This is a genomic window from Neisseria sp. LACPHL-SPEC-2024-00856, from assembly GCF_047915665.1.
GTDB classification, from domain to species: Bacteria; Pseudomonadota; Gammaproteobacteria; order Burkholderiales; family Neisseriaceae; genus Neisseria; species Neisseria polysaccharea.
Genome location: NZ_JBLRPR010000019.1, coordinates 1 through 12,496 on the forward strand (window position 1 = coordinate 1; position 12,496 = coordinate 12,496).

The 12,496-nt window shown below is 47.6% G+C and carries 8 protein-coding genes and 1 tRNA gene; all 9 read left to right on the plus strand.

The window, feature by feature from the left end; genetic code table 11:
* The first annotated feature begins 5 nt into the window (after positions 1 to 5).
* The 9 genes from ACNAU7_RS10210 (at position 6) to rpoC (ending at position 12,101) form a co-directional block, all read left to right on the plus strand.
* Positions 6 to 81, plus strand: a tRNA-Trp gene (locus tag ACNAU7_RS10210).
* Positions 82 to 195: 114 nt separating this feature from the next.
* Positions 196 to 474, plus strand: coding sequence for a preprotein translocase subunit SecE (gene secE, locus ACNAU7_RS10215; RefSeq protein ID WP_416302159.1), 279 nt, complete (start codon positions 196 to 198; stop codon positions 472 to 474).
* 1 nt (position 475) lies between these two features.
* A complete protein-coding gene (gene nusG / locus ACNAU7_RS10220) occupies positions 476 to 1,012 on the plus strand; it encodes a transcription termination/antitermination protein NusG (RefSeq protein ID WP_003754942.1) in 537 nt (178 codons plus the stop codon).
* A 100-nt stretch (positions 1,013 to 1,112) separates the two neighbouring features.
* The gene (gene rplK / locus ACNAU7_RS10225) at positions 1,113 to 1,547 is read left to right on the plus strand and encodes a 50S ribosomal protein L11 (protein WP_002220151.1); all 435 of its coding nucleotides are present in this window, start codon (positions 1,113 to 1,115) and stop codon (positions 1,545 to 1,547) included.
* Positions 1,547 to 2,242: a 50S ribosomal protein L1 gene (rplA, locus tag ACNAU7_RS10230; protein WP_416302160.1), complete on the plus strand. Its 696-nt coding sequence runs from the start codon at positions 1,547 to 1,549 to the stop codon at positions 2,240 to 2,242. The genes rplK and rplA overlap by 1 nt, the downstream gene beginning before the upstream one ends.
* Before the next feature lie 229 nt (positions 2,243 to 2,471).
* Complete coding sequence (gene rplJ, locus ACNAU7_RS10235; protein ID WP_002215373.1) at positions 2,472 to 2,972, plus strand: 50S ribosomal protein L10; 501 nt, start codon at positions 2,472 to 2,474, stop codon at positions 2,970 to 2,972.
* A gap of 57 nt (positions 2,973 to 3,029) precedes the next feature.
* Positions 3,030 to 3,401, plus strand: a complete 372-nt coding sequence (gene rplL / locus ACNAU7_RS10240; protein ID WP_196429033.1) for a 50S ribosomal protein L7/L12 — start codon at positions 3,030 to 3,032, stop codon at positions 3,399 to 3,401.
* A 189-nt stretch (positions 3,402 to 3,590) separates the two neighbouring features.
* Positions 3,591 to 7,769 (plus strand): DNA-directed RNA polymerase subunit beta, encoded by a 4,179-nt coding sequence (gene rpoB, locus ACNAU7_RS10245; protein ID WP_416302161.1) that lies wholly within the window; start codon positions 3,591 to 3,593, stop codon positions 7,767 to 7,769.
* Positions 7,770 to 7,925: 156 nt separating this feature from the next.
* Positions 7,926 to 12,101, plus strand: a complete 4,176-nt coding sequence (gene rpoC, locus ACNAU7_RS10250) for a DNA-directed RNA polymerase subunit beta' (RefSeq protein ID WP_416302162.1) — start codon at positions 7,926 to 7,928, stop codon at positions 12,099 to 12,101.
* The last annotated feature ends 395 nt before the right edge of the window (positions 12,102 to 12,496 follow it).

The window sequence follows — 12,496 nt, forward strand, 5'->3', positions numbered from 1 at the left end:
TTTAGAGGCCAATAGCTCAATTGGTAGAGTATCGGTCTCCAAAACCGAGGGTTGGGGGTTCGAGACCCTCTTGGCCTGCCAAATAAAAAATTAACCGGCCTTGTGTCGGTTAATTTTTTTGTATTTGTTATTTAGTAAACTCTCTTGCCATTTGCATGGATTGAGAATAGACAGATACTATGATGGATAAATAATATGACAGAACATACGCCTGAAAAAAAGAACGTTAAAGTGGATCAACTGGTTGTTCAAGATAAAGAATCTGCATCTGATTCCGGTAAGGAAGGTTTTTTTACATATTTCTCAAATTCTTGGTCCGAACTCAAAAAGGTGGTTTGGCCTAAGCGTGAAGATGCTGTCAGAATGACTGTATTTGTTATAGTGTTTGTTGCTGTGCTTTCTATATTTATCTATGCGGCAGATACAGCAATTTCGTGGTTATTTTTTGATGTATTGCTGAGAAGGGAAGGTTGAGATGTCGAAAAAATGGTATGTTGTACAGGCGTATTCGGGGTTTGAGAAGAATGTCCAACGAACATTGGAAGAGCGAATTGCCCGTGAGGAGATGGGAGATTATTTCGGACAAATTCTGGTGCCTGTAGAGAAAGTTGTTGATATCCGCAATGGTCGTAAGACTATTAGTGAAAGAAAGTCATATCCTGGTTATGTGCTAGTTGAGATGGAAATGACAGATGACTCTTGGCATCTTGTAAAAAGCACTCCCCGTGTTTCCGGTTTTATTGGAGGGAGGGCTAATAGACCCACGCCGATTAGTCAGAGAGAGGCTGAAATTATTTTACAGCAGGTTCAGACCGGCATAGAGAAGCCGAAACCAAAAGTTGAATTTGAGGTCGGTCAACAGGTTCGTGTAAATGAAGGGCCGTTTGCGGATTTCAACGGTGTGGTTGAGGAGGTCAATTATGAACGGAATAAGTTACGCGTGTCTGTTCAGATATTTGGTAGAGAAACACCTGTTGAGCTGGAATTTGGCCAGGTTGAAAAGATTAACTGATTTTTATACTTGAAAAAAAAGCAATAAGAGGATAAAATCAAAAATTAACTTGGGGAGCGGAAATGGTTCCGCGTCTTACCCGTTTTTAGGAGTCCGTTAAGTGGCAAAGAAAATTATCGGCTATATTAAACTGCAAATTCCTGCAGGTAAAGCCAATCCATCTCCTCCGGTTGGTCCCGCTTTGGGTCAGCGCGGTTTGAATATTATGGAATTTTGTAAGGCATTCAATGCTGCAACCCAAGGTATGGAGCCTGGCTTGCCGATTCCGGTTGTGATTACTGCATTTGCAGATAAATCGTTCACATTTGTGATGAAAACCCCGCCAGCTTCTATCTTGTTGAAAAAAGCTGCTGGTTTGCAAAAAGGTAGTTCTAATCCTCTGACCAATAAAGTGGGTAAATTGACCCGTGCTCAGTTGGAAGAAATTGCTAAAACTAAAGAGCCTGATTTGACTGCTGCTGACTTGGATGCGGCTGTTCGTACTATAGCAGGTTCTGCTCGCTCAATGGGCTTGGACGTGGAGGGTGTTGTATAATGGCCAAAGTATCTAAACGCTTGAAAGCTCTTCGCTCTTCTGTTGAAACTAACAAACTGTACGCAATCGACGAAGCAATTGCTTTGGTTAAGAAAGCTGCTACCGCTAAATTTGACGAGTCTGTTGACGTATCTTTCAACTTGGGCGTTGATCCTCGTAAATCTGACCAAGTTATCCGTGGTTCAGTCGTTCTGCCTAAAGGTACCGGTAAGATAACCCGTGTGGCTGTATTTACTCAAGGTGCAAATGCAGAAGCTGCTAAAGAAGCTGGTGCAGATATCGTCGGTTTCGAAGATTTGGCTGCTGAAATCAAAGCAGGCAATCTAAACTTTGATGTTGTTATTGCTTCTCCCGATGCAATGCGTATTGTTGGTCAGTTGGGTACTATTTTGGGTCCTCGAGGCTTGATGCCAAACCCTAAAGTAGGTACTGTTACTCCTAACGTTGCTGAAGCAGTAGAAAATGCAAAAGCAGGTCAAGTGCAGTATCGTACCGACAAGGCAGGTATTGTTCATGCAACGATTGGTCGTGCTTCATTTGCTGAAGTTGATTTGAAAGAGAACTTTGATGCGTTGCTGGATGCTATCGTTAAAGCCAAGCCTGCTGCCGCTAAAGGTCAGTATTTGAAAAAAGTTGCTGTGTCTAGCACCATGGGTTTGGGTATTCGCGTTGATACATCAAGCGTAAATAACTAATCTTAAGGAATTTTCAAGCAGTTTGGTTTTTTGGGCTGCTTGAATTTGGGCTACTTAAAATTAAGTAGATGTCCAAGACCGTAGGGATCGTAAGATTTAATCGTAACTGCCCTGCGCAGACGGTAGTCCTGAAACACATTGCAAGATTGCTTGTAAGATGTCTTTTTAGGTTACCGCGCTGGTGGGATATCGTTTTGGTATCCTGTTTATAAACAGTGGGAGGTAGACCTTGAGTCTCAATATTGAAACCAAGAAAGTGGCGGTCGAGGAAATTAGCGCGGCAATTGCTAACGCTCAAACCCTCGTAGTCGCTGAATATCGCGGTATCAGTGTTTCCAGTATGACTGAGCTTCGTGCAAATGCACGTAAAGAAGGCGTTTATTTGCGCGTTCTGAAAAATACTTTGGCTCGTCGTGCAGTGCAAGGTACTTCATTTGCAGAATTGGCCGATCAAATGGTTGGTCCGTTGGTTTACGCTGCTTCTGAAGATGCTGTTGCTGCTGCTAAAGTGTTGCACCAATTCGCGAAAAAAGATGACAAAATTGTCGTTAAAGCTGGTTCTTACAATGGCGAAGTAATGAATGCTGCTCAGGTTGCTGAGTTGGCTTCTATTCCGAGCCGCGAAGAGCTGTTGTCCAAACTGTTGTTCGTTATGCAAGCTCCTGTATCGGGCTTTGCGCGCGGTTTGGCTGCTTTGGCAGAGAAAAAAGCCGGCGAAGAAGCCGCTTAATCGATTTTGTTTCTGTTAATCAATTATTTTTTAATACAATATTTGGAGTAAAATAGCATGGCTATTACTAAAGAAGACATTTTGGAAGCAGTTGGTTCTTTGACCGTAATGGAACTGAATGACCTGGTTAAAGCTTTTGAAGAAAAATTCGGTGTTTCTGCTGCTGCTGTTGCAGTTGCAGGTCCTGCTGGTGCCGGTGCTGCCGCTGCTGAAGAAAAAACCGAATTTGATGTCGTTTTGGTTTCTGCCGGTGATCAAAAAGTTGGCGTGATTAAAGTTGTCCGCGCTATCACTGGTTTGGGTCTGAAAGAAGCTAAAGACATCGTTGACGGTGCACCTAAAACTCTGAAAGAAGGTGTTTCTAAAGCTGAAGCTGAAGACATCCAAAAACAACTGGAAGAAGCCGGCGCTAAAGTCGAAATCAAATAATTTGATGCTTCCTATGAAGGCTGGCAGTTTTCTGCCAGCCTTATTTTGCTTCTTAAAATAAGTATCAAGCATTGTTTACATTTATTTGCATAGTCTTTATAAAATCATTGCAAATAAATGTAAATATTAAATTGATGCATACCGTTGTTTCAGACGGCCTATTATTTAAAATTGCTTTTCGGAGTGTATATGAGCTATTCGTTTACCGAGAAAAAACGTATCCGTAAGAGTTTTGCAAAGCGAGAGAATGTTTTAGATGTTCCTTTCCTGCTGGCAACCCAAATTGATTCTTATGCGAAGTTTTTGCAGCTGGAAAATGCTTTTGACAAACGTACCGATGACGGTCTGCAGGCGGCATTTAATTCTATTTTCCCGATTGTGAGCCATAACGGTTATGCGCGATTGGAGTTTGTGCATTACACATTGGGCGAGCCTTTGTTCGATATTCCCGAATGTCAGTTACGCGGAATCACTTATGCAGCCCCCTTGCGCGCGCGTATCCGTTTGGTGATTTTGGATAAGGAAGCATCTAAACCGACGGTAAAAGAAGTTCGTGAAAACGAAGTGTATATGGGCGAAATTCCGTTGATGACCCCGAGCGGTTCGTTTGTGATTAACGGTACTGAGCGTGTGATTGTTTCCCAGTTGCACCGTTCGCCCGGCGTATTCTTCGAGCATGACAAAGGTAAGACGCACTCTTCCGGCAAATTGTTATTCTCCGCCCGCATCATTCCCTACCGTGGTTCATGGTTGGATTTTGAATTTGATCCGAAAGATTTGCTGTATTTCCGTATCGACCGCCGCCGTAAAATGCCGGTAACGATTTTGTTGAAGGCTTTGGGCTACAACAATGAGCAAATCTTGGATATTTTCTACGACAAAGAAACGTTCTATTTGTCTCCAAACGGTGTTCAAACCGATTTGGTCGCAGGCCGTCTGAAAGGCGAAACTGCCAAGGTCGATATCTTGGATAAAGAAGGCAATGTATTGGTTGCCAAAGGTAAGCGCATTACTGCGAAAAATATCCGTGATATTACCAATGCAGGCCTGACCCGTTTGGATGTAGAACCGGAAAGCCTGCTGGGCAAAGCATTGGCTGTCGATCTGATTGATTCGGAAACTGGTGAGGTATTGGCTTCTGCCAATGATGAAATTACAGAAGAGTTGTTGGCCAAATTTGATATTAACGGCGTAAAAGAAATTACGACCCTTTATATCAATGAGCTGGATCAGGGTGCTTATATCTCCAATACCTTGCGTACGGATGAGACTGCCGGCCGGCAGGCGGCTCGTGTTGCGATTTACCGTATGATGCGTCCGGGCGAACCGCCCACCGAAGAGGCGGTCGAGCAATTGTTTAACCGCTTGTTCTTCAGTGAAGACAGCTATGATCTGTCCCGCGTAGGCCGTATGAAATTTAATACGCGCACATACGAACAAAAACTGTCCGAAGCTCAACAAAACTCTTGGTACGGTCGCCTGCTGAATGAAACGTTTGCCGGTGCTGCCGAAAAAGGCGGTTATGTCCTGAGCGTCGAAGATATTGTTGCCTCGATTGCGACTTTGGTCGAGTTGCGTAACGGCCATGGTGAAGTGGACGATATCGATCACTTGGGCAACCGCCGAGTACGTTCGGTAGGCGAGCTGACTGAAAACCAATTCCGCAGCGGTTTGGCCCGTGTGGAACGTGCCGTAAAAGAACGTTTGAATCAGGCGGAATCAGAAAACTTGATGCCGCACGACTTGATTAATGCGAAACCCGTTTCTGCCGCCATCAAAGAATTCTTCGGCTCCAGCCAATTGAGTCAGTTTATGGATCAGACCAACCCCTTGTCTGAAGTAACCCATAAACGCCGTGTATCTGCATTGGGCCCGGGTGGTTTGACCCGCGAACGTGCCGGCTTCGAGGTGCGGGACGTGCATCCGACCCACTACGGCCGCGTATGTCCTATTGAAACGCCTGAAGGTCCGAACATCGGTTTGATCAACTCATTGTCCGTTTACGCGCGTACCAATGATTACGGTTTCTTGGAAACGCCTTACCGCCGCGTTATCGACGGCAAAGTAACCGAGGAAATCGATTACTTGTCTGCCATCGAAGAAGGCCGCTATGTGATTGCACAGGCGAATGCCGATTTGGATTCAGACGGCAATCTGATTGGCGATTTGGTTACCTGTCGTGAAAAAGGCGAAACCATTATGGCAACGCCCGACCGCGTCCAATATATGGACGTGGCAACCGGTCAAGTGGTATCCGTTGCAGCATCCCTGATTCCGTTCTTGGAACATGATGACGCGAACCGCGCATTGATGGGTGCCAACATGCAACGTCAGGCCGTACCTTGCCTGCGCCCTGAAAAACCGATGGTCGGTACCGGTATCGAGCGTTCCGTTGCCGTTGACTCTGCTACTGCAATCGTTGCCCGCCGAGGCGGCGTGGTCGAGTATGTCGATGCCAACCGCGTTGTGATCCGTGTCCATGACGACGAAGCGACTGCCGGCGAAGTGGGTGTCGATATTTACAACTTGGTTAAATTCACCCGTTCCAACCAATCTACCAACATCAACCAACGTCCGGCCGTAAAAGCAGGCGACGTGTTGCAACGCGGCGACTTGGTGGCCGACGGTGCGTCTACCGATTTGGGCGAATTGGCTTTGGGTCAAAACATGACCATCGCCTTCATGCCATGGAACGGTTACAACTATGAAGACTCGATTCTGATTTCAGAAAAAGTGGCTGCGGATGATCGTTACACTTCGATTCACATTGAGGAATTGAATGTCGTTGCCCGCGATACCAAGCTGGGTGCGGAAGACATTACCCGAGATATTCCGAACTTGTCCGAGCGTATGCAAAACCGTTTGGATGAATCCGGCATCGTATATATCGGTGCAGAAGTAGAAGCCGGCGATGTGCTGGTAGGCAAAGTAACGCCCAAAGGTGAAACCCAACTGACTCCTGAAGAAAAACTGCTGCGCGCCATCTTCGGCGAAAAAGCATCTGACGTAAAAGATACTTCATTGCGTATGCCTACCGGTATGAGCGGTACGGTTATCGACGTTCAAGTCTTTACCCGCGAAGGCATCCAACGCGACAAACGCGCCCAATCCATTATCGATTCCGAGTTGAAACGCTACCGTTTGGATTTGAGCGACCAGTTGCGTATTTTCGATAATGACGCATTCGACCGTATCGAGCGTATGATTGTCGGACAGAAAGCCAACGGCGGCCCGATGAAGCTGGCTAAAGGCAGTGAAATCACGACTGAATATCTGGCAGGTTTGCCGAGTAAACACGATTGGTTCGATATCCGTCTGGCTGACGAAGATTTGGCCAAGCAGTTGGAACTGATTAAATTGAGCCTGCAACAAAAACGCGAAGAAGCGGATGAGTTGTATGAGATCAAGAAGAAAAAACTGACCCAGGGCGACGAGCTGCAACCGGGCGTACAAAAAATGGTGAAAGTATTTATCGCCATCAAACGCCGTCTGCAAGCCGGGGACAAAATGGCGGGCCGCCACGGTAACAAAGGTGTGGTATCGCGCATTCTGCCTGTGGAAGACATGCCGTACATGGCTGACGGCCGTCCGGTAGACATCGTACTGAACCCGTTGGGCGTACCTTCCCGTATGAACATCGGTCAGATTTTGGAAGTTCACTTGGGTTGGGCGGCAAAAGGTATCGGCGAACGCATCGACCGTATGCTGAAAGAGCAACGCAAAGCCGGCGAGCTGCGCGAGTTCTTGAACAAGCTCTACAACGGTAGCGGTAAGAAAGAAGATTTGGACAGCCTGACAGATGAAGAAATCATCGAATTGGCTTCCAACCTGCGTAAAGGCGCATCTTTCGCTTCGCCGGTGTTTGACGGTGCGAAAGAATCCGAAATCCGCGAAATGCTGAACTTGGCTTATCCGAGCGACGATCCTGAAGTCGAAAAATTGGGCTTCAACGACAGTAAAACCCAAATCACGCTGTATGACGGTCGTTCCGGTGAAGCATTTGACCGCAAGGTTACAGTCGGTGTGATGCACTATCTGAAACTGCACCACTTGGTTGACGAAAAAATGCACGCCCGTTCTACCGGTCCGTACAGTCTGGTTACCCAACAGCCTCTGGGCGGTAAAGCCCAGTTCGGCGGACAACGTTTCGGCGAGATGGAGGTTTGGGCATTGGAAGCATACGGTGCGGCATACACGCTGCAAGAGATGCTGACTGTGAAGTCTGACGACGTGAACGGCCGTACCAAAATGTACGAGAACATCGTCAAAGGCGAACACAAAATCGATGCCGGTATGCCCGAATCCTTCAACGTATTGGTTAAAGAGATTCGCTCACTGGGCTTGGATATCGATTTGGAACGCTACTAAGCAGAAGTTTTCAGACGGCCTTTTAAGGCCGTCTGAAAAAGCGGTTTCAGAATAAGAATGAAGCAATCGGCATTTAGGCCGTCTGAAATCAAAAGTACCGTTTCCCAATATCGAAAATCCGCCATGCGGTAAAAATACTTCCTTCAAGGAGCAAAAATGAATTTGTTGAACTTATTTAATCCGTTGCAAACTGCCGGCATGGAAGAAGAGTTTGATGCCATCAAAATCGGTATTGCCTCTCCCGAAACCATCCGCTCATGGTCTTATGGCGAAGTTAAAAAACCTGAAACCATCAACTACCGTACGTTCAAACCTGAGCGCGACGGTTTGTTCTGCGCCAAAATCTTTGGTCCGGTTAAAGACTACGAATGCTTGTGCGGAAAATATAAACGCTTGAAATTTAAAGGTGTAACCTGTGAAAAATGTGGCGTAGAAGTGACCCTGTCCAAAGTACGCCGCGAACGCATGGGGCATATCGAATTGGCAGCACCAGTTGCACACATCTGGTTCTTGAAATCTCTGCCTTCCCGCTTGGGTATGGTATTGGACATGACTTTGCGCGATATCGAACGCGTATTGTACTTTGAAGCATTTGTGGTAACCGATCCCGGCATGACTCCGTTGCAACGTCGTCAATTGCTGACTGAAGACGATTACTACAACAAGCTGGACGAATACGGCGACGATTTCGATGCCAAAATGGGTGCGGAAGGTATCCGCGAATTGCTGCGTACCTTGAATGTAGCGGGCGAAATCGAAATCCTGCGCCAAGAGTTGGAATCGACCGGTTCTGACACCAAAATCAAAAAAATCGCCAAACGCTTGAAAGTATTGGAAGCCTTCCACCGTTCCGGTATGAAGCTGGAGTGGATGATTATGGACGTGCTGCCGGTATTGCCGCCTGATTTGCGTCCTTTGGTTCCGCTGGACGGCGGTCGTTTTGCCACTTCCGATTTGAACGATTTGTACCGCCGCGTCATCAACCGTAACAACCGTCTGAAACGCCTGCTGGAACTGCACGCGCCCGACATCATCGTCCGCAACGAAAAACGTATGTTGCAAGAAGCGGTCGACTCGCTGTTGGATAACGGCCGTCGCGGTAAAGCCATGACCGGCGCCAACAAACGTCCGCTGAAATCATTGGCAGACATGATTAAAGGTAAGGGCGGCCGCTTCCGTCAAAACCTGCTGGGTAAACGTGTGGACTACTCCGGTCGTTCCGTGATTACCGTAGGCCCATACCTGCGTCTGCACCAATGCGGTCTGCCGAAAAAAATGGCTTTGGAACTGTTCAAACCGTTCATTTTCCATAAATTGGAAAAACAAGGTTTGGCTTCTACCGTTAAAGCTGCGAAAAAATTGGTAGAGCAAGAAGTACCTGAAGTATGGGATATCTTGGAAGAAGTGATCCGCGAACATCCGATTATGCTGAACCGTGCACCAACCCTGCACCGTTTGGGTATTCAGGCGTTTGAACCTATCCTGATTGAAGGTAAAGCGATTCAGTTGCACCCATTGGTGTGTGCCGCATTTAACGCCGACTTTGACGGTGACCAAATGGCTGTACACGTTCCATTGAGCTTGGAAGCACAAATGGAAGCACGCACGCTGATGCTGGCTTCAAACAACGTATTGTCTCCAGCCAACGGCGAACCAATCATCGTACCTTCTCAAGATATCGTATTGGGTCTGTACTACATGACCCGCGACCGTATCAATGCCAAAGGCGAAGGCAGCCTGTTTGCCGATGTGAAAGAAGTGCATCGTGCGTACCATACCAAACAGGTCGAGCTGGGTACGAAAATTACCGTGCGTCTGCGCGAATGGGTGAAAAACGAAGCCGGCGAATTCGAGCCTGTCGTTAACCGTTACGAAACAACCGTAGGCCGCGCATTGTTGAGCGAAATCCTGCCGAAAGGACTGCCGTTTGAGTATGTCAATAAGGCGTTGAAGAAAAAAGAAATTTCTAAACTGATTAACGCATCGTTCCGCTTGTGCGGTTTGCGCGATACGGTTATCTTCGCCGACCACTTGATGTATACCGGTTTCGGATTCGCAGCTAAAGGCGGTATTTCCATTGCCGTTGACGATATGGAAATCCCGAAAGAAAAAGCAGCCTTGTTGGCTGAAGCCAATGCCGAAGTTAAAGAAATCGAAGACCAATACCGTCAAGGTTTGGTCACCAACGGTGAACGCTACAACAAAGTGGTGGATATTTGGGGTCGTGCCGGCGATAAAATCGCTAAAGCGATGATGGACAACTTGTCCAAACAAAAAGTTATCGACCGTGACGGCAACGAAGTCGATCAAGAGTCATTCAACTCCATCTATATGATGGCCGACTCCGGTGCCCGTGGTTCTGCGGCTCAGATTAAACAGTTGTCCGGTATGCGCGGTTTGATGGCAAAACCGGACGGCTCGATTATTGAAACGCCGATTACCTCAAACTTCCGCGAAGGCCTGACCGTATTGCAATACTTTATTGCGACCCACGGTGCGCGTAAGGGTTTGGCGGATACCGCATTGAAAACCGCGAACTCCGGTTACCTGACCCGTCGTCTGGTAGACGTAACTCAAGACTTGGTGGTTGTTGAAGACGATTGCGGCACTTCAGACGGCTTTGTGATGAAGGCAGTGGTACAAGGCGGTGATGTGATTGAAGCATTGCGCGATCGTATTTTGGGCCGTGTTACCGCGTCTGACGTTATCGATCCGTCAAGTGGCGAAACCTTGGTTGAAGCCGGTACGTTGTTGACTGAAAAACTGGTGGATTTGATTGACCAATCCGGTGTCGATGAAGTCAAAGTCCGTACTCCGATTACTTGTAAAACCCGTCACGGTTTGTGCGCGCACTGTTACGGCCGCGACTTGGCGCGCGGCAAACTGGTCAATGCCGGCGAGGCAGTCGGCGTGATTGCCGCCCAATCAATCGGCGAACCGGGTACCCAGCTGACTATGCGTACGTTCCACATCGGTGGTGCGGCATCCCGTGCGGCAGCAGCCAGCCAAGTCGAAGCCAAATCCAACGGTACGGCACGATTCAGCAGCCAAATGCGTTATGTTGCCAACAACAAAGGCGAATTGGTTGTCATCGGCCGCTCTTGCGAAGTCGTGATTCATGATGACATCGGCCGTGAACGCGAACGCCACAAAGTACCTTACGGTGCCATCCTGCTGGTACAAGACGGTATGGCCATTAAAGCCGGTCAAACCTTGGCAACTTGGGATCCGCATACCCGTCCGATGATTACCGAACACGCAGGTTTGGTGAAATTCGAAAACGTGGAAGAGGGTGTAACCGTTGCCAAACAAACTGATGATGTAACCGGTTTGTCCACTTTGGTAGTGATCGACGGCAAACGCCGCTCCAGCAGTGCATCCAAACTGCTGCGTCCGACTGTAAAATTGTTGGATGAAAACGGCGTGGAAATCTGTATTCCCGGTACGTCCACTCCGGTTTCGATGGCATTCCCCGTTGGTGCGGTGATTACCGTACGCGAAGGTCAGGAAATCGGTAAAGGCGACGTATTGGCGCGTATTCCGCAAGCCTCTTCCAAAACCCGCGACATTACCGGTGGTCTGCCGCGCGTTGCCGAGCTGTTTGAAGCACGTGTGCCGAAAGATGCAGGTATGTTGGCGGAAATTACCGGTACCGTTTCCTTCGGCAAAGAGACCAAAGGCAAGCAACGTCTGATTATCACCGATGTGGACGGTGTAGCATACGAGACTTTGATTTCCAAAGAGAAACAAATTCTGGTACACGATGGTCAAGTGGTAAACCGAGGCGAAACCATTGTGGACGGAGCGGTTGATCCGCATGATATTCTGCGTCTGCAAGGTATCGAAGCACTGGCGCGTTATATCGTTCAAGAGGTGCAAGAGGTTTACCGTCTTCAAGGTGTGAAGATTTCCGATAAACACATCGAAGTCATCATCCGTCAAATGCTGCGCCGTGTGAATATTGTCGATTCAGGCGAAACTGAATTCATTACCGGAGAGCAGGTCGAACGCGGCGATGTGATGGCTGCCAATGAAAAAGCTTTGGAAGAAGGCAAAGAGCCGGCGCGTTACGAAAACGTATTGCTGGGTATTACCAAAGCCTCCCTGTCTACCGACAGCTTCATTTCTGCCGCATCGTTCCAAGAAACCACCCGCGTTCTGACCGAAGCCGCCATCATGGGCAAACAAGACGAATTGCGTGGTTTGAAAGAAAACGTCATCGTCGGTCGCTTGATTCCTGCCGGTACCGGTTTGACTTACCACCGCAGCCGTCATCAACAATGGCAAGAGGTGGAGCAGGAGACTGCTGAAACCCAAGTAACGGATGAATAATCTTTGGTGCGTTTATTCAATACAAAACCGCAAGCTTTAAGCTTGCGGTTTTTCTTTATCCGATTAAGGCAAAAACAAGTGTTTTCGTCATTTTGAGGCGTGTGGATATAAGCCCGATAAGCGTTCCATATCTTCGTGCCGCCAAATCATGCATCGAATAGAACGAGTTAAATCCGAAGGTTATTGTGTTAAATATTGCAAAAATGCTTTAAGAATTTTGCGGGGGGGGGGGGGTAGAATTTCCAGACTTAAAGCTTAAGTTTTTTAATAAAGTTTGGGGAGTCTAAATGAAAGTATCTCAATCAGTAATGAATAAACTTGTTATTGCTGCTATTGCCTCTATGGGGCTAACAGCGTGTGCGGGTGGAGGTTCCGGTTCATCTATGTCGGCTCAA

Coding starts and splice junctions, on each gene's coding strand:
- rplA (WP_416302160.1), top strand. CDS start 1,547: ATGGCCAAAGTATCTAAACGCTTGAAAGCTCTTCGCTCTTCTGTTGAA.
- secE (WP_416302159.1), top strand. CDS start 196: ATGACAGAACATACGCCTGAAAAAAAGAACGTTAAAGTGGATCAACTG.
- rplL (WP_196429033.1), top strand. CDS start 3,030: ATGGCTATTACTAAAGAAGACATTTTGGAAGCAGTTGGTTCTTTGACC.
- rpoC (WP_416302162.1), top strand. CDS start 7,926: ATGAATTTGTTGAACTTATTTAATCCGTTGCAAACTGCCGGCATGGAA.
- rpoB (WP_416302161.1), top strand. CDS start 3,591: ATGAGCTATTCGTTTACCGAGAAAAAACGTATCCGTAAGAGTTTTGCA.
- nusG (WP_003754942.1), top strand. CDS start 476: ATGTCGAAAAAATGGTATGTTGTACAGGCGTATTCGGGGTTTGAGAAG.